This window comes from Acidovorax sp. sif1233, assembly GCF_019218755.1.
GTDB lineage: Bacteria > Pseudomonadota > Gammaproteobacteria > Burkholderiales > Burkholderiaceae_C > Acidovorax.
Genome location: NZ_JAHUWZ010000002.1, coordinates 474,875 through 495,941, shown reverse-complemented (window position 1 = coordinate 495,941; position 21,067 = coordinate 474,875). Strand labels below are relative to the sequence as shown.

The 21,067-nt window shown below is 68.3% G+C and carries 20 protein-coding genes; 11 read left to right on the top strand and 9 right to left on the bottom strand.

The window, feature by feature from the left end; genetic code table 11:
* Positions 1-32: 32 nt before the first annotated feature.
* The 4 genes from KW843_RS09730 to KW843_RS09715 all read left to right on the top strand — a co-directional run bounded on the left by KW843_RS09730 (position 33) and on the right by KW843_RS09715 (position 3,606).
* A complete protein-coding gene (locus KW843_RS09730) occupies positions 33-1,004 on the top strand; it encodes a tripartite tricarboxylate transporter substrate binding protein (RefSeq protein ID WP_218294926.1) in 972 nt (323 codons plus the stop codon).
* A 50-nt stretch (positions 1,005-1,054) separates the two neighbouring features.
* Positions 1,055-1,966 carry a 5-dehydro-4-deoxyglucarate dehydratase gene (gene kdgD / locus KW843_RS09725; protein WP_218295311.1) on the top strand — a complete coding sequence of 304 codons (912 nt, stop codon included), beginning with the start codon at positions 1,055-1,057 and terminating at the stop codon, positions 1,964-1,966.
* 133 nt (positions 1,967-2,099) lie between these two features.
* Positions 2,100-2,561, top strand: a complete 462-nt coding sequence (locus KW843_RS09720; RefSeq protein WP_218294925.1) for a nuclear transport factor 2 family protein — start codon at positions 2,100-2,102, stop codon at positions 2,559-2,561.
* 76 nt (positions 2,562-2,637) lie between these two features.
* The gene (locus KW843_RS09715) at positions 2,638-3,606 is read left to right on the top strand and encodes a 2-hydroxyacid dehydrogenase (protein WP_218294924.1); all 969 of its coding nucleotides are present in this window, start codon (positions 2,638-2,640) and stop codon (positions 3,604-3,606) included.
* 87 nt (positions 3,607-3,693) lie between these two features.
* Here KW843_RS09715 and KW843_RS09710 read toward each other — a convergent pair whose 3' ends face one another.
* Both KW843_RS09710 and KW843_RS09705 read right to left on the bottom strand, forming a co-directional pair.
* Positions 3,694-4,995 carry a M20/M25/M40 family metallo-hydrolase gene (locus KW843_RS09710; RefSeq protein ID WP_218294923.1) on the bottom strand — a complete coding sequence of 434 codons (1,302 nt, stop codon included), beginning with the start codon at positions 4,993-4,995 and terminating at the stop codon, positions 3,694-3,696.
* Between the two features lie 110 nt (positions 4,996-5,105).
* Positions 5,106-5,972 carry a LysR family transcriptional regulator gene (locus tag KW843_RS09705; RefSeq protein WP_218294922.1) on the bottom strand — a complete coding sequence of 289 codons (867 nt, stop codon included), beginning with the start codon at positions 5,970-5,972 and terminating at the stop codon, positions 5,106-5,108.
* 97 nt (positions 5,973-6,069) lie between these two features.
* Between KW843_RS09705 and KW843_RS09700 the strand changes: the two genes are divergently transcribed.
* The gene (locus tag KW843_RS09700) at positions 6,070-6,504 is read left to right on the top strand and encodes a nuclear transport factor 2 family protein (RefSeq protein ID WP_218294921.1); all 435 of its coding nucleotides are present in this window, start codon (positions 6,070-6,072) and stop codon (positions 6,502-6,504) included.
* On the opposite strand, the gene KW843_RS09695 is transcribed toward KW843_RS09700, so the two are convergent.
* Entirely contained in the window at positions 6,482-7,408 is a 927-nt protein-coding gene (locus tag KW843_RS09695) for a LysR family transcriptional regulator (RefSeq protein ID WP_218294920.1), read from the bottom strand. The genes KW843_RS09700 and KW843_RS09695 overlap by 23 nt on opposite strands.
* A 108-nt stretch (positions 7,409-7,516) precedes the next feature.
* On the opposite strand from KW843_RS09695, the gene metE reads away from it, so the two are divergent.
* Complete coding sequence (gene metE, locus KW843_RS09690; RefSeq protein ID WP_218294919.1) at positions 7,517-9,898, top strand: 5-methyltetrahydropteroyltriglutamate--homocysteine S-methyltransferase; 2,382 nt, start codon at positions 7,517-7,519, stop codon at positions 9,896-9,898.
* 35 nt (positions 9,899-9,933) lie between these two features.
* Here metE and KW843_RS09685 read toward each other — a convergent pair whose 3' ends face one another.
* Positions 9,934-10,887, bottom strand: a complete 954-nt coding sequence (locus KW843_RS09685) for a ketopantoate reductase family protein (RefSeq protein ID WP_218294918.1) — start codon at positions 10,885-10,887, stop codon at positions 9,934-9,936.
* A gap of 82 nt (positions 10,888-10,969) precedes the next feature.
* On the bottom strand, positions 10,970-11,656 hold the full coding sequence (locus KW843_RS09680; protein WP_218294917.1) for a Pr6Pr family membrane protein: 687 nt from the start codon (positions 11,654-11,656) through the stop codon (positions 10,970-10,972).
* Between the two features lie 160 nt (positions 11,657-11,816).
* Between KW843_RS09680 and KW843_RS09675 the strand changes: the two genes are divergently transcribed.
* The 5 genes from KW843_RS09675 to KW843_RS09655 all read left to right on the top strand — a co-directional run bounded on the left by KW843_RS09675 (position 11,817) and on the right by KW843_RS09655 (position 17,238).
* Positions 11,817-12,320, top strand: a complete 504-nt coding sequence (locus tag KW843_RS09675) for a MarR family winged helix-turn-helix transcriptional regulator (RefSeq protein ID WP_218294916.1) — start codon at positions 11,817-11,819, stop codon at positions 12,318-12,320.
* A gap of 41 nt (positions 12,321-12,361) precedes the next feature.
* A complete protein-coding gene (locus KW843_RS09670) occupies positions 12,362-13,831 on the top strand; it encodes an efflux transporter outer membrane subunit (protein WP_218294915.1) in 1,470 nt (489 codons plus the stop codon).
* 53 nt (positions 13,832-13,884) lie between these two features.
* Entirely contained in the window at positions 13,885-15,189 is a 1,305-nt protein-coding gene (locus KW843_RS09665; protein WP_255594651.1) for an efflux RND transporter periplasmic adaptor subunit, read from the top strand.
* 15 nt (positions 15,190-15,204) lie between these two features.
* Entirely contained in the window at positions 15,205-16,839 is a 1,635-nt protein-coding gene (locus KW843_RS09660; RefSeq protein ID WP_255594650.1) for a DHA2 family efflux MFS transporter permease subunit, read from the top strand.
* A gap of 240 nt (positions 16,840-17,079) precedes the next feature.
* On the top strand, positions 17,080-17,238 hold the full coding sequence (locus KW843_RS09655) for a DUF3309 family protein (protein WP_007856361.1): 159 nt from the start codon (positions 17,080-17,082) through the stop codon (positions 17,236-17,238).
* Positions 17,239-17,390: 152 nt separating this feature from the next.
* On the opposite strand, the gene KW843_RS09650 is transcribed toward KW843_RS09655, so the two are convergent.
* The 4 genes from KW843_RS09650 to KW843_RS09635 form a co-directional block, all read right to left on the bottom strand.
* Positions 17,391-17,960, bottom strand: a complete 570-nt coding sequence (locus tag KW843_RS09650; RefSeq protein ID WP_218294914.1) for an EF-hand domain-containing protein — start codon at positions 17,958-17,960, stop codon at positions 17,391-17,393.
* Between the two features lie 337 nt (positions 17,961-18,297).
* Positions 18,298-18,750, bottom strand: a complete 453-nt coding sequence (locus KW843_RS09645) for a YiiD C-terminal domain-containing protein (protein WP_370628473.1) — start codon at positions 18,748-18,750, stop codon at positions 18,298-18,300.
* A 125-nt stretch (positions 18,751-18,875) separates the two neighbouring features.
* Entirely contained in the window at positions 18,876-19,481 is a 606-nt protein-coding gene (locus tag KW843_RS09640) for an NUDIX hydrolase (protein WP_218294912.1), read from the bottom strand.
* 360 nt (positions 19,482-19,841) lie between these two features.
* On the bottom strand, positions 19,842-20,765 hold the full coding sequence (locus KW843_RS09635; RefSeq protein WP_218294911.1) for a LysR family transcriptional regulator: 924 nt from the start codon (positions 20,763-20,765) through the stop codon (positions 19,842-19,844).
* Between the last annotated feature and the right edge of the window lie 302 nt (positions 20,766-21,067).

The window sequence follows — 21,067 nt, the reverse complement described above, 5'->3', positions numbered from 1 at the left end:
ACTAACAACAACCCATGCAACGGAGACATTCCATGACCTTGAACCGACGCGCCATCCTCCTGGCCTGTACCGCCGCCCTGGCCGCAGCCTCCGCCACCGCCCAGACGGCGGAATGGCCAGCAAAGACGCTGCGCATCGTGGTGCCCTACCCTCCAGGCGGCAGCTCGGACATCATTGCGCGCTCCATCAGCCAGTCGCTGTCCGAGGCGCTCAAGCAGACCGTCATCGTCGAGAACAAGCCCGGGGCCAACGGCAACCTGGGGGCGGACTTCGTCGCCAAGGCCGAGCCGGACGGCTACACCATGCTGCTGTGCGACGTGGGCGCGCTGGCCATCAGCCCCTCGGTCTACACCAAGCTGTCGTTCGACCCCTCCAAGGACCTGCGTGGCGTGACCATGCTGGCCTACTCGCCCCACCTGCTGGTGGTGCACCCTTCGGTGCCCGTGAGCAACCTCAAGGAGCTGGTCGCCTACTCCAAGAAGAACGACCTGAACTTTGCCGTCACGGCCACCGGCAGCGCTCCCCACCTGGCTGGCGTGGCGCTGGAGCGCGCCAGCGGCGCGCGCTGGCAGTACATCCCCTACAAGGGCGGCGTCACCGCCATCCAGGACACCGTCGCCGGCCAGACCCAGGTGCTGATGAACGGCATGCTGGCCACCCTGCCCCAGGTGCAGAGCGGCAAGCTCAAGGTGCTGGGCGTGTCCAAGTCCACGCGCATGCCCCTGATCGGCGACGTGCCCACCATTGCCGAGCAGGGCGTGGCCGGCTACGAGTCCGGCACCTGGCAAGGCGTGCTGCTGCCACGCGGCACGCCGGATGCCGTCGTGCAAAAGCTCAACAAGGCCCTCATCACCGCCATCCGCGCACCCGAGATCCGCTCGCGCCTGGCCGGCCAGGGCGCCGAGGTGGTGACCATGACCTCCGCCGAGCAGGACCAGTTCTTCGTCAAGGAGCGTGCGCGCTGGGCCAGCGTGGTCAAGGCCGCCAACATCAAGCTCGACTGAGCACTTCACACCCCCTGTTTCATTCACCTTTCTCCCTCGTTGCAATGACCATGACCCCGCAAGACCTCAAATCCATCATGGGCTCCGGCCTGCTGTCCTTCCCCATCACGGACTTCGACGAGCAGGGTGAATTCCGCCCCAGGACCTACATCGAGCGCCTGGAGTGGCTCGCCCCCTATGGCGCCAGCGCCCTGTTCGCCGCCGGCGGCACGGGCGAGTATTTCTCGCTCTCGGGCCCCGAGTACGGCCAGGTCATCAAGACCGCCGTGGACACCTGCCGCGGCAAGGTGCCCATCATTGCCGGCGCCGGCGGCCCCACCCGCACCGCCATCGCCCATGCCCAGGAGGCCGAGCGCCTGGGCGCCCACGGCATCCTGCTGTTGCCCCACTACTTGACCGAAGCCGGCCAGGAGGGCCTGATCGAGCATGTGGCCGCCGTGTGCAACAGCGTGAAGTTCGGCGTGATCGTCTACAACCGCGACCGCACCAAGCTGACTGCCGATTCCCTGGCCATCCTGGCCGACCGCTGCCCCAACCTGATCGGCTTCAAGGACGGCGTGGGCAACATCGAGACCATGTCTTCCATCTTCATGAAGATGGGTGACCGCTTCTCCTACCTGGGCGGCCTGCCCACGGCCGAGGTGTATGCGGCGGCCTACAAGGCGCTGGGCACGCCGGTGTATTCGTCCGCAGTGTTCAACTTCATTCCCAAGACGGCGATGGACTTCTACAAGGCCGTGGCGGCCGACGACACGGCCACGCAGCACAGGCTGCTCAAGGAGTTCTTCATGCCCTACCTGGCCATCCGCAACCGGGTGGAGGGCTATGGCGTGAGCATCATCAAGGCGGGCGCCAGGATCGTGGGCCATGACGGTGGGCCGGTGCGCGCGCCGCTGACGGACTTGAAGCCCAGCGAGATGGAAGAGCTCAAGGCGCTCATCGACAAGCTCGGCCCGCAGTAAGCGCGCCGAGGGGCCTGGCAAGCCAGGCCCCTTTTCTTTGGTTGCATTCCACCACGCGCCTGGCCGTGCACGGGCGCGTGGTGCAGCCGTGGCACGCACACACATCCCCAACACCACAACGGAGACAGACAAGATGTTCAAGCAAATCGTTCTCGCCACGGCCGCCGCCTTGGCCATTGCCGCGCTCACGGGCTGCGCCACTAGCGCACCCGCTGCATCTTCGGCATCGTCCGAGCAATCGGTGGCCGCGGCTGCGGAAAAACTGCGCGTGGCCATGATCGATCCCACGCCCACGGCCCTCGCCCAACTCGTCGCCGACGACCTGAGCTACGGCCATTCGGGGGGCCGCGTGGACACCAAGGACAGTTTCATCGGCGACCTGATCGCAGGAAAATCCGACTTCGTCACCATCGCCATCTCCGACCAGACCATCAAGGTCGTGGGCAACACCGCCATCGTGCGCCACACCCTCACGGCCGATACCAATGACTCGGGCAAGCCAGGCAAGGTGCAGATCAAGATCCTGGGCGTGTGGCAGCAGCAAGGCGGCCAGTGGAAGCTGCTGGCACGCCAGGCCGTGCGCGTCGCGGCATGATGTAGACACATCGGGGCGGCAGTGTGCCGCCGTATGCCGCCCGTTGCATTTTTTGGCACTGTTGCCCCACGAAACCATGACCACGACTCCCCACCGCATCCTGCAAATCGGCCGCCTGCCCCTCCCCGCGCTGGAGGCCGAACTGGCGGCCCGTTACAGCGTCGCCTGCCTGGCCGAACAGCCCGATCCAGCGGCTTTTCTGGCGTCACACGGTGCCGGGTTCACCGGGGTGGTGACCACCGCCGCCATCGGCCTCAAGGGCGAGGTCATCGCCGCGCTGCCCCACCTCCAGGTCATCAGCAGCTTTGGCGTGGGCTTTGACGCGCTGGACATCGATGCGGCCAAGGCGCGTGGCGTGCAGGTGGGCTACACGCCCGGCGTGCTCAACGACTGCGTGGCCGACATGGCATTTGCGCTGATGCTGGATGTGTCGCGCAACCTTGCCGCCAGCGACCGTTTTGTGCGCCGTGGCGAATGGCCGAAGGCCAGGTTTGCGCTCGGCAGCCGCGTGTCGGGCAAGCGCCTGGGCATCGTGGGCATGGGCCGCATCGGCCAGGCGGTGGCCGATCGTGCGAGCGGTTTCCGCATGGAGGTGGGCTACCACAACCGTCGGCAGGCCGAGGGCTGCGCACTCCCTTACTTCGCGTCCTTGACCGCACTGGCGCAGTGGGCCGACTACCTGGTGCTGACCGTGGCGGGCGGCGCTGGCACGCGCCACCTCGTCAACCGCGATGTGCTGGATGCCCTGGGGCCGAACGGCTACCTCGTCAATGTGGCGCGCGGCAGCGTGGTGGACGAAGCCGCATTGATCGAAGCGCTGACCGAACGCCGCATCGCCGGTGCAGGGCTGGACGTGTTCGAGAACGAGCCCACCGTGCCCGCCGCGCTGATGGCGCTGGACAACGTGGTGCTGACGCCCCACACCGCCAGCGCCACGCACGAAACCCGACGCGCGATGGCCGACCTGGTGCTGGAAAACCTGGAATCGTTCTACACCACCGGTGCCGTGCTGGCGCCGGTGCCTGGCACCTTGGTACTTGAGTAAGCCGTAAACAGCGCCTCCGTGCCTGGCTCCTCGCCCTGCAGCACCGGAGACGCCCCCGCAGGGGGAGGCACGAAGCGGCTCAGGGAGTCACTTCAGCCTGTCGCGCGAGATGTCCATGATCATGCGCGTGGCCAGGTACAGGCGCGGCACGATGGTATTGATCTGCACGTACTCCGCATCGTTGGAGTGGGCGCCGTAGCCCGACAGGCCCATGCCCTCTACCACCGCGCCCTTGGTCTTGAGCGCCGCAAAGGCCGCATCGGTGCCGCCCCCGGTGGCTTTCTCGACCACGTTGAGCGGCAGGCCCAACTCCTGGTAGATGACCTTGCCGTAACCGGCCACACGGCGCGATGCCTCGCTGGCTTCGAGCGGCGGCCGGCGCACCTCGAACTTCACGTCCACCTTGGAGGCGGGCAGCAGCCGGGTCTTGATCTTCTCCTGCAGCGCCTTCTCCAACCCGTCAAAGTCCGCCACCTTGAGCGCGCGGGCATCGGCCTGGGCCGTGGCTTCTGCGGGGATCACATTGCGGTTGGTGCCGGACTTGGAGACGGTCCAGTTGAGCTTGAGTCCTTCGTCGTTCTTCGACAGGTCCTTCATCTGCAGCAACTGGTGCGACAGTTCGTACAGCGCGTTCACGCCATCCTCGGGCTTGGCCCCGGCGTGCGATGCCTTGCCCTGCACCGTGAGGTAGGCCGCCCCGATGCCGCTGGTGGCCAGGCGCAGCGTGCCGTCGGTGCCGCCGCCTTCGAACGACAACACCACATCCTGCTCGGACGCCACACGGGTGATGGTGCTGCGCCAGCCGGGCGAGCTGATTTCCTCGTCGCCATTAATCAGCACGGTGAGCGTGCCGTAGTCCTTGAAGCTGAGCTTTTGCAGCAGGGCCACGGTGTGGATGATGAGCGCGATGCCCTGCTTGTCGTCCGAAATGCCCAGGCCATAGGCCTTGTCGCCATCGATGCGGAACGGCTGGCCTTTGAGCATGCCTTTCAGGTACACCGTGTCCATGTGCGCGATGAGCATGATCTTCTTGCTGCCCGTGCCCTTGAACACGGCCTGCACGGCAGGGCCCACCTTCTCGGGCGTGTCGTCCAGGCGGTAGATGTCGCTGGTCTGCAGCACGTCCACCGTGCCGCCCAGTTGCTTGAGCTGGCTGGCAATGCGCTCGGCGATCTGATTCAAGCCTTCGATGTCCTTGCTGCCGGACTCGATGTGCACCAGGTCGCGCAGGGTGTCGAGCAGCGGCTGCTGCTCCTTCTGGGCCAGCGCATGGACATCAGCCACCGGCGCAGCGTGGGCCAGGGCGGCGGCAAACGCCAGCGCCAGCGAGGCCATCAGGGGGCGGACAAACGAAGGGGCTGAGTGTGGGCGGCGCTGCGGATGGTGCATGGTGCAAAGGCTCGGTGAAGGGATGAGGAAAGCGATTATGGAGTCTTGCAACACCAATTTCAAACACTGATCCTCCTTGCAATGCTTCGGTCAGCGCCTGCGCGCCAGACTCAGCCCGCGGGCGCAAACACCTCGGGGCCCAGCCGTGACTTGTAGCCCCGGGGTTCGAACAGCCACATGCCATACAGCGGCAGAGATTCCGCCAGCCGCAGGGGCGCCACCAGCGTGGACGCACCGCCCAGCAACGCAGGGTGCGGCACAACAGCCAGCAGGTCGGACTGCGCCACCAGGTGCAGCAGGCTGGCAAAGTCGGGGCAGCGCACGGACATCTTGGGCGCGGGCATGCGGCGCACACGGTGCGCTTCCGTCAACACATCCACCGGCCCGCTGACACTGGGCCCCACACAGGCCCACGCAGCGCCCTGCAGTTGCGCCAGCGACTGGGCCCGGACCCATGGGTGGCCCTTGCGCGCATAGACCTGGGGATGCAACTCGTACAGGGGGCGCTCCGTCACATCGGGATGCGCAAACTTGCGCGGTTTGGGGGCAATGACCGCATCAAAGCGCCGCTGCAGCAGGCCCTCCAGCAGACTGCCTTCATCGGCCGTCGCCATCTCCAGCGAGCGCCGGGCGTTGGGCAGGCACCAGCTGGCATACAGCAGCGGGCCACAGACCAGCGCCGCTGAAGACGTGAGCCCTACCCGCAGCAGGTAGCGGTCTGCCGCAGCCACTGACGCGCGGGGCAGCGCCTCAACCCCTTGTGCCAGGTGCAGGGCCTGCGCGGCTACAGCCCGGGCCAGGTCGGTGGGCACATGGCGGCGCCCCTCGCGCACCAGCAAGGGCTTCGCGAAGTGGACTTGCAGTGCCTTCATGCCATGGCTGATCGCAGGCTGCGACACGCCGCAGGCCTTGGCCGCCAAGGCGAACGAGCCCTGTTCGATGACCACTCGGAGGTATTGCAGGTAGCGCAGATACATAAACACCTTTTATGTACAAGCCACCATTGTCTCTTGTCGTGCGGCGCGGAGTTGGCGAAGCTACGCACTCCACTCCACGCCCTTTGCATCGCCACGTATGAGCCATTCCCCCATCGACACCGTCCGCACCTACCTCGCCCACCTGCATGCCAGTCATACCGACGGGCTGATTGCCTGTTTTGAAGACGATGGCATGGTGCACTCGCCGTTCCTGGGCACGATGCGCGCGAGCGACTTTTTCAAGAAGCTCGCCCAGGCCTCCAGCGGCAGCGTGATCACCGTGCTGGATCTGTTCGCCTCCGCCCAACCAGAAAGCGGCGGCGCCGTGCGGGTCGCCGCCTATTTCCGCTACGACTGGACCTTGAACGATGGCCGGGAGGTGACTTTCACCTGCGTGGATGTGTTCACGTTCGACGCGGGCAGCACCCGCATCCGCGACATGAACATCGTCTACGACACCCACCCGCTGCGCGAAGAGGTGGGCGACAAGTACGCGCCGGATCCAATTGTCACAACAACTCCACGCCCTTGAGCGTGACAAAACTCGTCTCGCGCGTGACCTGCACAAAGTCCTGCAGGTACGGCTTGGCCGACAAGCTGGGCAGGCAGGCGGCGTGCAGTTCGCCCCGCACCCCCCGGGCTCCGATGGGCCTGGCCGTCACATACCCCCGGTCCAGGTAACTCTGCACCGCCCACAGCGGCAGCGCCGCCACGCCGCGCCCGCTGGCCACCAGCTGCAGCATGGCCACCGTCAGCTCGGTGGTGCGGCGCGGCGGGCGCACCCCGGCGGGCTCCAGCACCTGGCGGATCAGGTCCAGCATTTCGTCGGGCACGGGGTAGGTGATGATGGTCTGGTCGGCAAAGTCCTGCGCCACCAGGTGCGGCCTGGCGACCAGCGGGTGCGTGTTGGCCAGCAGCGCGCGGATCTCGAAGCCAAACAGCGCGTGGTAGTCCACGCCCGCCTCGTCGGCATCCACCTCCGACACGATGGCCACGTCGGCCCGGCCCTGGTGCAGCAGGCCCACGGGGTCGGCGTGAAAGCCGCTCACGATGTCCAGCTCCACCTCGGGCCAGCGGGTGCGAAACGCATCCATGGCGGGCATCAGCCAGTCAAAACAGGTGTGGCATTCCACCGCAATGCGCATCTGCCCGCCCTGCCCCAATACCAGGCGGGCAATGTCGCGCTCGGCTCCCTCCACCTGCGGCAGCATGGCATCGGCCAGGGCCAGCAGGCGTTCGCCCACGGCGGTGAACTGCGGCGGCACGGACTTGCGCTCAAACAGCGGCTGGCCATAGCGGTCCTCCAGCAGCTTGATCTGGTGCGACAGCGCCGACTGCGTGAGGTTGAGCAGCTGCGCGGCCCGCACCAGGCTGCCGCTGTCGCGCAGGGCGACCAGGGTGCGCAGGTGGCGCACTTCCAGAATCGACTGGTTCATTACTAATTTTCAAGTTGATCGCATAAAACTTTCGTTTGAATAATAAACGAGCCCGCGCGACCATCGGTGCCTTCATTGCATTGCTCCATTCAGAAGAAGGAAATCACCATGTCGCTCGCCGCCCAATCCTCCTCTCGCCCTGTGCTCACGCACACACTGGGTTTTCCGCGCATGGGGGCGCAGCGCGAACTGAAATTCGCGCTCGAGTCCTTCTGGCGCGGCGACAGCACCGAGGCCGAGCTGCAGGCCACCGCCGCCCAATTGCGCCAGTTGCATTGGCAGGCGCAGGCCGATGCGGGCCTGGGTTGTGTGACGGTGGGCGACTTTGCGCTGTACGACCACGTGGCCAACCACATCCAGCTGCTGGGCTGCGAGCCTGCCCGTTTTGGCTTTGACGGCCACACGCCCGAGCTGGCGCGCTACTTTGCGATGGCGCGGGGCGTGTCGGCCCACGCCGCCGAAGACCATCAGGGCTGCAGCGCCGGTTGCCAGGCAAAGCACACCACCGCAGGCCAGCCCGCGCTGGAGATGACCAAGTGGTTCGACACCAACTACCACTACCTCGTGCCCGAGTTCAGCGCCGGCACGCAGTTCCACCTGGCCAGCGAACGCCTGTTCGAGGAAGTCTCTGAAGCGCAGGCGCTGGGCCACAAGGTCAAGGCGGTGCTGCTGGGGCCGCTGAGCTTTTTGTGGCTGGGCAAATCCAAAACGGCGGGTTTTGACCGCTTCAGCCTGCTGGAGTCATTGCTGCCGGTGTACGAAACCGTGCTGGCGCGCCTGAAGGCCCAGGGCGTGGAATGGGTGCAGATCGACGAACCCATCCTGGGCCTGGACTTGCCCGATGTGTGGCGCCATGCCTTTGAGCCCAGCTACTGGCAACTGGCGCGCAGCGCGCCCAAGCTGCTGCTGGCCACCTACTTCTCGCCCCTGGCCGAGAACCTGCGCCTGGCCTGCCAGCTGCCCGTGGCGGGCCTGCATGTGGATGCCGTGCGCGCGCCGGAAGAACTGGTGGGCGTGGCGGACTGGCTGCCCTCGCACAAGGTGCTGTCGGTGGGCATCGTGGACGGCCGCAACATCTGGCGCACCGACCTCGATGCCGCTCTGACCAAGCTGCGCCCTGTGGCCGACAAGCACCAGGGCGAGCTGTGGCTGGCACCGTCGTGCTCGCTGCTGCATGTGCCGTTCAGCTTAGAGGCCGAAACGCAGCTGGATGCCGAAGTGAAATCCTGGCTGGCGTTTGCCGTCGAAAAGCTCGACGAGCTGCGTGTGCTCTCCACCGCCTTGTCGCAAGGCGAGGTTGCGGTGGACGATGAATTGCACGCCGCCCGCATCGCCCTGGCCGCCCGCCGCGCCAGCCCCCGCGTTCACCGTGCCACCGTGGCCGCCCGCCTGGCCGCCGCTGCGCCGGGGGCCGACCAGCGCCACGACGCCTTTCCCGCCAGGCAAAAGGCACAGCGCGCACGCCTGAAGCTGCCGCTGCTGCCCACCACCACGATTGGCTCGTTCCCGCAGACGGCGGAGATCCGCGCCGCACGCGCCGCCTTCAAGCGCGGGGCACTGGATGCGGCCCACTACCAACAAAAGATGCAAGCCGAAATTGCCTTGGCAGTGCGCAAGCAGGAAGCCCTGGGCATCGACGTGCTGGTGCATGGCGAGGCAGAGCGCAATGACATGGTCGAATACTTTGGCGAGCAGCTCGACGGTTTCGCCTTCACCGCCAACGGCTGGGTGCAAAGCTATGGCTCACGCTGCGTGAAGCCGCCCATCATCTACGGCGACGTGGCCCGCCCCACGCCCATGACCGTGGCCTGGACGCAGTACGCGCAGAGCCTGACCGACCGCCCCATGAAGGGCATGCTCACCGGCCCCATCACCATCCTGCAGTGGAGCTTTGTGCGCGACGACCAGCCGCGCGCCACCACGGCCGACCAGATCGCCTGGGCCATCCGCGACGAGGTGTGCGACCTCGAGGCCGCAGGCATCGCCATCATCCAGATCGACGAGCCCGCGATCCGCGAGGGCCTGCCGCTGCGCCGCGCCGGGTGGAAGAGCTATCTGGAGCGCGCCACACGCGCGTTCCGCATCAGTGCCAGCGGCGTGCACAACGACACCCAGATCCACACCCACATGTGCTACAGCGAGTTCAACGACATTCTGCCCGCCATCGCGGCCATGGATGCCGATGTGATCACCATCGAGACCAGCCGGTCGGACATGGAACTGCTGCAGGGTTTTGGCGACTTCAAATATCCCAACGAGATCGGCCCCGGCGTGTACGACATCCACTCGCCTCGCGTGCCCGGCGTGCAGGAGATGGCCGCGCTGCTGGAGAAGGCCGCCGAGGTGGTGCCCGTGGAGCACCTGTGGGTGAACCCCGACTGCGGCCTCAAGACCCGGGGCTGGCCCGAGACGGAAGCCGCGCTGCGCCACATGGTGCAGGCGGCGCAGGAAGTGCGCGAGCGGCTGCTGGAGGAAGCGGCCCTGGCATGACGGAGGCCCGGCCGCGAGATCGCCTGGCCGCCCACTCAGCCCGCAGCGCCCTTCATCTCCGCCAATTTCACGAGGACCAGCAAAGCGTGGTTGAGGGGCGTGGGCACGCCCAGGGCGGCCCCGCGCCTGACGACGTAGCCGTTCAGATGGTCGATCTCGGTGGGCTTGCCCCGCGCCAGGTCCTGTGCGGTGGACGAGAACTGGCCGGGCATGGTGGCAGCGATGCCGCGCACGGCGGCCTGCACGTCGCCCGCAATCGTCACTCCGTCCGCAGCGGCCACGGCCAGGCATTCGGCCACGATGTCGGCGATCACCTGCGTCACGCCGGGCACCTGCACCAGCGGGCCATAAGGCTGTTGCGACAGGGCCGAGAGCGCGTTGTACGCGCTGTTGAGCACCAGCTTGGCCCACAGCGCACCGCGCACGTTGTCTGACACCTGGGTGGGGATGCCCGCCGCCGTGAGCTGGCGGGCGGCCTCGCCGCTGCGTGGCGATGGCGCAATCACCAGCTCGCCCCGGCCATGGTGCACCACATGCCCCGGGCCGCCCATGGCGGTGGCGACGTACACCACGGCGGCGGCCACGGGGGTGCTGGCGCCGAGCACGGCGCGCACGCGCTCGTCGTTGTCCACGCCGTTCTGCAGGGTCAGCACCAGCGTGCCGGGCGCCAGGTGCGGGCGCATCCCGCGCGCGGCGTCCTCCGAGTCCGAGGACTTGACGCAGAACAGCACCACGTCGGCCCCCAGCACCGCGCTGGCCTCGGTGCTGGCCGCCAGCGGCACCTGCACATCCAGCACGGCTGTCTGCAGGCGCAGCCCGCGTTCGCGCACGGCCTGCACATGGGCGGGCCGGCCAATGAGCGTCACCGGGTGCCCGGCGCGTGCCAGCAGCGCGCCGTAGTAGCAGCCCACCGCCCCCGCGCCCATGACGGCGATGCGCAGCAAGGGGCCGGGGGTGGGCGGGGCGCTGGAGGAAACGGCTGTGGTCATGGAAAGTCCGGGGGACACAAAAAGAAGGCTGGGCCGATGGGCCTTGAGACTATATCGGGCGATCCGCCGCCCGCGCGCACGCTCAGGCGCCGCGCAGCACGCGCTCCGCCCACCTGCCCGCCCCCAGGAAGAGGAAGCCCACCAGCACGAAGCCGCCCAGCAGGCCAGCCGCATTGCGCAGCACCATGGCATACCCCAGGGCGTTCACATCGATGAACGGATACGGGTAGCTGCCCAGCCACACGCCGCGTACCAGCGCATAGGCAAAGTACGCCAGCGGGTAGGCGCAGGCTGCGAGCGGCACCCACCACCGCAACCCGCGCTTGCCGGGCGCGGCCCCCAGCCAGTACAGGCCGAACAGCACGGGCACCGCGTAGTGCAGCAGCACATCGGCCAGCCACTGCCAGCCCTGGGGATCCCAGATGTTGCGCAGCAGGAAGTGGTAGGCCAGGCCCACCAGAACAATGCTGATGGCGGCACACGCCTGCACCGGCGCGCGCGCGAAGAACCGCCCCCAGGAGGAGCCTGCGGCCACCGCCGGCAAGGTCAGCACCAGGGCCACCAGGATGTTCGTGAGCACGGTGAAGTACCCCAGATAGGCCACCAGGCCCTGCAGGGCGGACTGGCCGCCGGCCAATGCAAGCCGCAGGGAAAGCACCAGCTGGAGCAGCACGGCGAACCAGACAAGCAGTGCAAGGGAAAAGGTGGCCCGCCTTTCGGCCGGGGTGGGGCGCGCGGCGTGCGCAGACGGGGGTGGCGAAGGATTCAAGGGTGTGCCCTGCTCTCGATGGGATGTGCCAGCACCATAGCCCAAAGGCCGTGGCACGGCCATCTCACCCAGGGCCGGAAGTTGCAATAACCCCTGGCAACAACTCGGGAATCAGTTGATTGCAAAGACAATCATTGTCTAGTCAATTAAATTCCTGCCCATGACTTCCGCGCGCCCCACCCCCTCGATCCAGGGCTTCTACAGCCCCGACCACCTCCAGCCCGAGGACAGCGTGGGCTACCTCATGCGCAAGGTGATGTCCTCCATCCGCACCCAGGCGGATGCGCAGCTGGCTCCGCGCGACCTGACCTACGCCCAGTGGCTGCCGCTGTACAAGATCTCGCGCTGCGACAAGACCACGGTGGCCAGCCTCGCCCGCGACCTGGAGACCGATCCGGCGTCGATGACCCGGGCACTCGACCGGCTCGAAGCCAAGGGCCTGGTGCTGCGCGAGCGTTCCACCACCGACCGCCGCGTGGTGCAGCTCGCGCTCACTGCCGAAGGCCAGGCCGTGGCCGCCCAGGTGCCCGCCGTGCTGGCGGACGTGCTCAACGGCCACCTGAGCGACTTCACCCACGACGAATGGCAGCTGCTGCTGCGCATGCTGCGCCGCATGCTGGCCAATGGCGAAACGCTGCGCCAGCAGCCGCCCGCGCAGCCCTGATCGCGGTGCCCCGTACTTTTTTCGAATCCCTGGAGATTGACGTGTCCCAACCCACCCTCTTTTCAACCCGCGCCGCCGTGGCGGCCCACTTCGCCGTCTCGGCCGTCGCGCTGGCGGCCGCCCTGTTCCTGGTCGGCTGCGCCAGCCCCGGGCCGGCGCACACGCCGCTGGCACAGACCACGCCTGCCGGGGCGGGCCTGAACGCCTCGGCCAGCGAATCGGCCGCCCCGTCGCAGTGGTGGACCACCCTGGGCGACACACAGCTCAATGCCCTGGTCGACAAGGCCCTGCAGGGCAGCCCCAGCCTGGCCGTGAGCCTCGCCCGCCTGGAGCAGGCCGTGGCGCTGAGCCAGGTGCGCGAAGCCGCCAGCGGCCCGCAGGTGAACCTGGGCGTGGACGCCACGCGCCAGCGCTACACCGCGCACGGCCTGGTGCCCGCCCCGGTGGCCGGCAACACCTACAACAGTGGCACGGTGCAGGCGACGTTCAGCTGGTCGCCCGACTTCTTTGGCCAGCACGCCGCCGAGCTGCAGGCCGCCCTGGGCCAGGCGCGCGCGGCCCAGGCCGATGCTGCCGCGGCAGCCAACACCCTGGCTGCCCAGGTGGGGCGCAGCTACGTGGCCCTGGCGCGCCTGGTGTCGCAACGCGAAGTCGCGGTGCGCGCGCTGGAGCAGCGCGAAGAGCAGCGCCGCCTGACCAATGACCGCGTGGCCGCGGGCCTGGACAGCCAGGTCGAGCTGACCCAGGCCCAGGCCGCCGTGCCCGATGCGCGCACGCAGATCGAGGCGCTGGACGAGCAGATCACCCTGGCGCGCCGCCAGGTGGCCGTGCTCACCGGCCAGGCGCCCGATGCGCTCACCACCCTGACCCCGCAGCTGGCCGCCCTGCAGCCCGCGCCCGTGCCCGAGGCGCTGGGCGCCGACCTGCTGGGCCGCCGCCCCGACGTGGTGGCCGCGCGCTGGCGCGTGGAAGCCGCCACCCAGGGCGTGAAGGTCGCGCGCACGGAGTTCTATCCCAACATCAACATCGGCGCCTTCATCGGCCTGAACTCGCTGGGGCTGGACAACCTGTTCAGCGCCGGCTCGCGCCAGATGGGCGTGACGCCCGCGCTGCGCCTGCCGATCTTCGACGGCGGCCGCTTGCGCGCGCAGCTGGGCGGCCGCCAGGCCGAGCTCGACGCCGCCATCGCCCAGTACAACGGCATGGTGCTCGACGCGGTCAAGGAAGCCGGCGACGCCATGGCCTCGGTGCAGTCGCTCACGCGCCAGCAGGCGCTGCAGGACGATGCCGCCGCCAGCGCCGAGAAGGCCTACCGCTTCGCGCAGGAGCGCTACCGCGCGGGCCTGGGCAACTATCTGGTGGTGCTGTCCACCGAAAGCCAGGTGCTCGCCCAGCGCCGCCTGGCCGTGGACCTGCGCGCGCGCCAGCTCGACACCCGCCTCATGCTGATGAAGGCCCTGGGCGGCGGCTGGACGGACGACACCGACACGCTGCGCACCGCCGCGCGCTGATTCCTGGCACACGAAAAACACATACAACAAACACCTACCGAAAGATCACAGCCATGAGCGAACCCCTCACCTCCCAAGAAGCCAACACCGCCCGCCGCCGGGGCCTGACCCTGATCGCCGCCGCCGTGGCCCTGGCCGCCATCGGCTGGGGCGGCTGGCACTGGGCCAATGGCCGCCATGTGGAGACCACCGACAACGCCTACGTGGCGGGCAACGTGGTGCAGATCACGCCGCAGATCGGCGGCACCGTGGTCTCCATCGGCGCGGACGACACCGATTACGTGAAGGCCGGCCAGCTGCTGGTCAAGCTCGACCCCGCCGATGCCCGCGTGGCGCTGGAGCAGGCCGAGGCCCAGCTGGCGCAGACCGTGCGTGAAGTGCGCACCCTGTTCGCCAACAATTCCACGCTGAAGGCCCAGGTCAGCCTGCGCAGCGCCGACCTGGCGCGCGCCCAGGCCGAAGCCGCCCGCCTGCAGGACGACGTGGCCCGCCGCGCGCCGCTGATGGCCAGCGGCGCCGTGGGCAAGGAAGAGTTCCAGCACGCCAATGCCCAGGCCACGGCCGCCAGGAGCACCGTGGCCGCCGCCCAGGCCGCCGTGGTGGCCGCGCAGGAGCAACTGGCCGCCAGCCAGACGCAGACCGAAGGCACCTCCATCGAGCAGCACCCCAACGTGCAGCGCGCCTCGGCACGCGTGCGCGAGGCCTACCTGGCCGTGCAGCGCGCCCAGCTGGTGGCGCCGCTCGACGGCCATGTGGCCAAGCGCGGTGTGCAGGTGGGCCAGCGCGTGCAGGCAGGTGCCCCGCTGATGACGCTGGTGGCCCTGAACGACCTGTGGGTGGACGCCAACTTCAAGGAAAGCCAGCTGCAGAACCTGCGCATCGGCCAGCCCGCCGAGCTGGTGGCCGACGTATACGGCACCAAGGTCGTCTACCACGGCAAGGTCGCCGGCCTGGGTGCCGGCACGGGCGCCGCCTTCGCGCTGCTGCCCGCGCAAAACGCCACGGGCAACTGGATCAAGGTGGTGCAGCGCGTGCCCGTGCGCATTGCCCTCGACCCCAAGGAAGTCAGCGAGCACGCCTTGCGCGTGGGCCTGTCGATGGACGTGAAGGTGGACACGGCCGACCAGAGCGGCAAGACCCTGTCGGATACGCAGCGCACCACGCCCGTGGCCGCCACCGCCGTGTTCGACGCGCAGTTCAAGGCCGCCGACGACGAGGTGGCCCAGATCATCGCCGCCAACCTGGGCCGCAAGGCCCTGGCCGTGGCCTCGCCCAAGGTGGTCCAGACGCCGGGCGGCAGCGCCGGGCAGGAACAGAACCACGCCTCCGCCCCCGTGCGCGCCCCTGTGGTGCAGTAAGCCGGAGTCTTTTCCATGACTGCCGCCAACCCCACCGCGGACCAGGCCGGCGCCTCGGCGCTGCCCGCCGCGCCGCCGCCGCCAGCCGCCCCGCCCGGGCCGCCTGCGGCCTACCCCCCGCTGCAGGGCACGGCCCTGCTGCTGGGCACGCTGTCGCTGTCGCTGGCCACGTTCATGAACGTGCTGGACTCGTCCATCGCCAACGTCTCCATCCCCGCCATTGCCGGTGACCTGGGCGTGAGCCCGGGCCAGGGCACCTGGGTCATCACCAGCTTCGGCGTGGCCAACGCCATCTCGGTGCCGCTCACGGGCTGGCTCACGCAGCGTTTCGGCGCGGTGCGGCTGTTCACCATGAGCGTGCTGCTGTTCGTGCTCACCTCCTGGCTGTGCGGCTTCGCCTCGTCGCTGGAGATGTTGGTCTTCTTCCGCGTGCTGCAGGGCCTGGTCGCCGGGCCGATGATCCCGCTGTCGCAGACGCTGCTCCTGGCCAGTTACCCGCGTGCCCTCGCCGGAACGGCGCTGGCCCTGTGGGGCGTGACCACGCTGGTCGCGCCCGTGGTGGGGCCGCTCCTGGGCGGGTGGATCACGGACAACATCTCCTGGCCGTGGATCTTCTACATCAACGTGCCCGTGGGGCTGCTGGCCGGCGTGCTCACCTGGGGCATCTACCGCAAGCGCGAGACCCCGATCCGCAAGCTGCCGATCGACACCGTCGGCCTGTCCCTGCTGGTGCTGTGGGTGGGTGCGCTGCAGCTCATGCTCGACAAGGGCAAGGAACTCGACTGGTTCGCCTCCAACGAGATCATCGTGATGGCCGTCGTCGCCGTGGTGGCGTTCGCCGTGTTCCTGGTCTGGGAGCTCACCGACAAGCACCCGGTGGTGGACCTCAAGCTCTTCAAGGGCCGCAACTTCACCTTCGGCGCGCTCGCGCTGTCGGTGGCCTATGCCCTCTTCTTCGGCAACGTGGTGCTGCTGCCGCTGTGGCTGCAGCAGTGGATGGGCTACACCGCCACCTCGGCCGGCATGGCGCTGGCGCCGGTGGGCATCTTCGCCATCCTGCTCACGCCGCTGGTGGGCCGCAAGGTCGGCCAGTGGGACCCCCGGCGCATGGCGACGGGCGCCTTCATCGTGTTCGGCATCGTGCTGTGGATGCGTTCGCAGTTCACCGTGCAGACCGACTTCATCCACATCCTGATCCCCACCCTGCTGCAGGGTGCGGCCATGGCGTTCTTCTTCATCCCGCTGACCACGCTGACGCTGGCCGGGGTGGCCCCCGAGCGCATTCCGGCCGCCGCCGGGCTGAGCAACTTCGTGCGCATCACCGCCGGGGCCATGGGCACGTCCATCGCCACCACGCTGTGGGAAAGCCGCGCCGCCATGCACCATGCGCACCTGACCGAGGGCCTGGTGCAGGGCCAGGGCGTGTTCGCCATCACGCTGGATAACCTGATGGCATCGGGCCTGACACAGTTGCAGGCGCTGGCGCAGGTGAACCGGCTGATCGACCAGCAGGCATTCACCCGCGCGGCCAACGACATCTTCCTCGGATCGGCCGGGCTGTTCCTGCTGCTGATCGGGCTGATCTGGCTGACCAGGCGGCCGCCCAGGGCCCAGGGCCCGGGCGCCGCCGACGCGGCCGGAGCGCATTGAGGGCCAGCGGGCCGGCAGCAGCTGAATAACACCGGAAAATGGCTGCAGCGCTTTAACAACAAGCGCTGGCAGCTATTTTTTTTATAGCGCCCAAGCCACCTGCCGCGCCCTGCGGCACTGCGCGGCCTCCCACAGGCCACGTCGGAAAAACCTGACCTCCAGGCGGGCGCGGCACCTTCGGCCGCACCCCGGGGGGCGCCCCAACAATGCAGTCACCGCAACACACAACAAGGAACTGCCATGTCGCTCTCGCTGATTCTGCTGATCGTCCTCATCCTCATCCTGGTTGGCGCACTGCCAACCTGGGGCCACAGCCGCTCATGGGGCTACGGACCCAGCGGCGGGATCGGGCTGGTGGTGCTGATTCTCGTGATCCTGCTGCTGATGGGCAGGATATGACGACGACACCTCCCGGCTGAGGCCGGGGGCCCTGCTCCCGCAAGGGGGTGGAGGCACCTGTCGGCCCCGCAAGAGAACGGCGCTTCCTTGGAAGCGCCGTTTTTTTATGCCCGTTGGCGGCACCGGGTTCGATGCCCCTGCGGCCTGGCTTTTCACGCCCGGCGCTGGCCCGCTGCCGCGAAGGCTGTCGAGAACGCCGCGAACTCGTTCTGCGCCACCGTGCCATCCGCGTTGCCGCCCTGGTCCATGAGCTGCATCACCGCCTGCGAAAAACCACTGCCCGCCTGGGCGCCCTTGGTACTGGCCAGGCCCTTGAGGAATTCATCCTGCGAGATGGATCCGTCCTTGTTGGTGTCAAAACCTGCCGTCAGCTGCTCGGTTTGGGCCTCGGTGGCACCAAAGCGGGCAAGCAGGTCCCGAAAATCCTCCCTGGAGACCAACCGGCCGCCCGGTGCGCCGGAAGCCCCCGCCGGCACCGAACCGCCGCCCCGCCCCACCGCGCCCACGGCGGGGCCGTCGAGTTTGCCCTGCGAGACCAGAATGCCTTTTTCTGCAAACCCTGCCAGTGCCTCGGCCTGCGGACTCAGGGTGAGGACCGTGGAGGGCTCAGGCTCGGTCGCGCCAGCGCCGCGCCGCGATGCGGCGGACTTGCCCGGCCCGCTGGAGGCTGCGTTGAAGATCAGAGAGGCTACGGACGCAAGGCCGGAGATAAGAGGTGACATCGCCATGGACTCCTGTGGGGCAAAGCCCGGTGTCCTGGCACTTCCTGCTGGTCCTTGCTTGGAGAAGACAAAAGGACAAGGCCACCGTGATCACCGCTTCGCCCAGGACATGAAGGGTACGCCGCGCCCCACGACGCAGTGGCAGGATGAAAGCACCCTTTGGACCCCATTTCGGCACCTGTCCGGCACCTGTCAGGCACATCCCGGCTGCGACGCGGCGCTCCATGCCCCAGCGTTGGAGCACGCCGGCGTCTCGCCTGCCCGGAGCGCGGGGACAAACCCGGGGGCTGGATGCCCCGGCGGCCCGCCGCAGTCGGCGTGCGCCCAGGGCCCTGCCCTACGGGTAACCCGGCCCGAACGCCACGAACTCTCCTTCCAGCCGCCCCGCTGGCCGCCCATCGCAGTGCAGCGCCGACGCCTGCACGATCCGGCCCAGCCCCTTGCGCTGCAGCATCCGGGTGAAAGAGCGCCAGGCCTGCGGCGTGGGCGCCTGCGCCACGGCGGTGAAGGCGCCGGCCATGGGCACGAGGTAGTCCATGGTGTTGCGCTGGATCACCAGGCGGCTGCCCAGTTGCTCGGCCGACAGGCGCAGGTGCAGCATCGACCAGGCGGCCAGGATCGCCACGGCCGATGCGCTGCCGCCAAACACCGTATCGCGGTGGTTGATGTTGGGCCCCAGCGGAGCGGCCAGCACCACCTGCTGCGGCGTGGCGTCGACCACCGTCACCTCCATGGCGTGGGACAGGGGAATGTGCTGGTGCAGATAGCCTTGGAGGTCAATGGGAGTCACGGCGTGCATTCTGAAGGGTCACGGGGAAGCGGTGGCGGAAGTGTGGCCCGCCGCAAGCCGCCACTTTGCCACGGCGGGCCCGCAGGGGCGCCGCTTTCAGGCCGGGCCGGCCCGCATGGGCAGCCTCACGCAAGGGGTGGACGGGCTGCACAAGGGCGCTGCGCCTGCGTGTCCACGATGGCAGCCACCGCCTGCGGCGTGTCCCGGTGCACGATGTGCCGCACCTGGGCCACGCCTGAACGCGGTCCCCGCGCCAGGTCCTGCGCGAGCGCGGCGCGCAGGAAGCTGGGCCGCACATCCAGGCTGGCGAGCTGATCCGCGGAAAACCACGCAAAAATGAGCTTGTGCATGCCCTCCACACCCTCATAGGGCCCATCCGAGCGGGCCAGCAGAGACCCCGGCAGAGGGCTTGCATGCAGGTACAGCCCGATTTCATGGAATGACTGGCCCGCGTGGTGGAAGAAGTTCTCCACCACAAAACCCAGCGCGCCCAACGCCACCGCCGTGTCCAGCTCTTCATGCAGTTCGCGCGCGATGGCCTCGCAGGCGCTTTCACCGGGCTCGATGGCCCCGCCCGGCAGGGCCCAGAACGTGTCGTGCTCCAGGCGGTGCAGCAGCACCTTGCCGTCATGGCGCACCACGATGGCGGCGGCGCGCTGGCGCACGCGGGGCACGGGGGCGCCGGGCCGGGCGGAGGCTGGCGGGTCGGCGGCTGTCGGGGTGGTGGTCATGGCATGTGGCCAAAAGGCGGGCTCCAGGCGGCGCCGTGCGAGGCGGGGACGCGATCCTATCCACCACGGGCGGGTTTCAGTGCAGCCGGGCTGGCCAGGTTGCAAGCAATCGCAACCGCACAGCCGGCTTGAAGGCCTGCAAGCCCTGCCGCCTATTGCCGCATGGTGCGGATCCACGCCACCGTGGCATCGATCGGATACGGGGTGGCGATGGCGTCCAGCCTCAATATCCGGTACTTGGCCATCACAGGTCTCCTTCATCGGCGATGCCGCCGTGCCAGGGCCCCGCGGCGCAATCACCGGTGCCGGGACACGCGGCACTGCAAAAAATTCATGAAAAGCGCCCGTAAGGCTTTTCCATCAAGCGCTAGCAGCTCCCGAATCAATAGCACCAATGGAAGGCAGCAGCAACCCTTGCCGGGCCGCCACGGCCTCGCGCAAGAACGCCCAGGTGGCCTGCATGCGCGCCACGTGCTTGTTCTCGGCGGGCATCGACATCCAGAACGTGCGCTGGAACCGCGCCACCCCGGGCAGCACCGGGACCAGCGAGGGATCTTGGGCCGCCACGAACGCGGGCAGCACCGCCAGCCCGGCACCGGCGCGCGCCGCCTCGTACTGCGCGAGGATGCTCGTGCTGCGCAGCACGAAATGCGCGGGGCGGTGCAGCTCGTCGAGGATCTGCAGTTCCTTGCTGAACAGCAGGTCGTCCACATAGCTGATGAAGGTGTGGCCGCGCAGGTCGTCGGCCGTGTGGACGGGCGCATGGCCGGCGAGGTAGTCGCGCGCGCCGTAGAGCTGCAACACATAGTCGGTGAGCTTGACCACCAGCACCGCGCCTCGCACGGGGCGCTCCAGGGAGATCACGATGTCCGCCTCGCGCCGCGACAGGTGCACCAGGCGGGGCAGCGCCAGAAGGTCCACCACCAGGCCCGGGTGGTTCTGTGCGAAGCGGGCCAGCTGCGGCGCGAGGATCAGGTTGCCAAAACCCTCGGTGGTGCCGATGCGCACCAGGCCGTGCAGCCCTTGCCGCACACCAGGCGCCGCACTCTCCACCGCGAGGAACGCGGCCTCCATGGCCTCCACCTTGGGCATCAGCTGCCGCCCTGCTTCCGTGAGCCGGTGGCCCCCGGCTTCACGGGCGAAAAGGGCCGATCCCACCTGTTTCTCCAGCGCCTGCAGGCGGCGCGACACGGTGGTGTGCTCCACGCCCAGGCGGCGTGCGGCGCCCACCAGCGTGCCGGCGCGCGCGAGCTCCAGAAAGTAGCGGAAATGATCCCAATCCATGGGCCGATTGTGGCGCCCTCGGAGCCCGTCGCCTGGAAGAAGAGGATGCGACGCCTGCACGCCCCCGGGCTCGCCCTCCTCCTTTCCTGCACCAGGCGCCTTTCGCTGTAAACGCGATGATTGTTAAAAATTTACACTCTGTGTTTTTTGTTGCACACTCCAGCCGCGCCCGGCACCGAGCAGCGGGACCGCGCACAGCCACAAGAGCCCAGGGATTCCCCAAGGCCGCCGATACACAGGGAGGACAGGATGAATGCATTCATGCAGCCCCCCGCGGCTGCCCGCCAGAAACAAGCCCGTGC

Coding starts and splice junctions, on each gene's coding strand:
- KW843_RS09730 (WP_218294926.1), top strand. CDS start 33: ATGACCTTGAACCGACGCGCCATCCTCCTGGCCTGTACCGCCGCCCTG.
- kdgD (WP_218295311.1), top strand. CDS start 1,055: ATGACCCCGCAAGACCTCAAATCCATCATGGGCTCCGGCCTGCTGTCC.
- KW843_RS09720 (WP_218294925.1), top strand. CDS start 2,100: ATGTTCAAGCAAATCGTTCTCGCCACGGCCGCCGCCTTGGCCATTGCC.
- KW843_RS09715 (WP_218294924.1), top strand. CDS start 2,638: ATGACCACGACTCCCCACCGCATCCTGCAAATCGGCCGCCTGCCCCTC.
- KW843_RS09710 (WP_218294923.1), bottom strand. CDS start 4,995: ATGCACCATCCGCAGCGCCGCCCACACTCAGCCCCTTCGTTTGTCCGC.
- KW843_RS09705 (WP_218294922.1), bottom strand. CDS start 5,972: ATGTATCTGCGCTACCTGCAATACCTCCGAGTGGTCATCGAACAGGGC.
- KW843_RS09700 (WP_218294921.1), top strand. CDS start 6,070: ATGAGCCATTCCCCCATCGACACCGTCCGCACCTACCTCGCCCACCTG.
- KW843_RS09695 (WP_218294920.1), bottom strand. CDS start 7,408: ATGAACCAGTCGATTCTGGAAGTGCGCCACCTGCGCACCCTGGTCGCC.
- metE (WP_218294919.1), top strand. CDS start 7,517: ATGTCGCTCGCCGCCCAATCCTCCTCTCGCCCTGTGCTCACGCACACA.
- KW843_RS09685 (WP_218294918.1), bottom strand. CDS start 10,887: ATGACCACAGCCGTTTCCTCCAGCGCCCCGCCCACCCCCGGCCCCTTG.
- KW843_RS09675 (WP_218294916.1), top strand. CDS start 11,817: ATGACTTCCGCGCGCCCCACCCCCTCGATCCAGGGCTTCTACAGCCCC.
- KW843_RS09665 (WP_255594651.1), top strand. CDS start 13,885: ATGAGCGAACCCCTCACCTCCCAAGAAGCCAACACCGCCCGCCGCCGG.
- KW843_RS09660 (WP_255594650.1), top strand. CDS start 15,205: ATGACTGCCGCCAACCCCACCGCGGACCAGGCCGGCGCCTCGGCGCTG.
- KW843_RS09655 (WP_007856361.1), top strand. CDS start 17,080: ATGTCGCTCTCGCTGATTCTGCTGATCGTCCTCATCCTCATCCTGGTT.
- KW843_RS09650 (WP_218294914.1), bottom strand. CDS start 17,960: ATGTCACCTCTTATCTCCGGCCTTGCGTCCGTAGCCTCTCTGATCTTC.
- KW843_RS09640 (WP_218294912.1), bottom strand. CDS start 19,481: ATGACCACCACCCCGACAGCCGCCGACCCGCCAGCCTCCGCCCGGCCC.
- KW843_RS09635 (WP_218294911.1), bottom strand. CDS start 20,765: ATGGATTGGGATCATTTCCGCTACTTTCTGGAGCTCGCGCGCGCCGGC.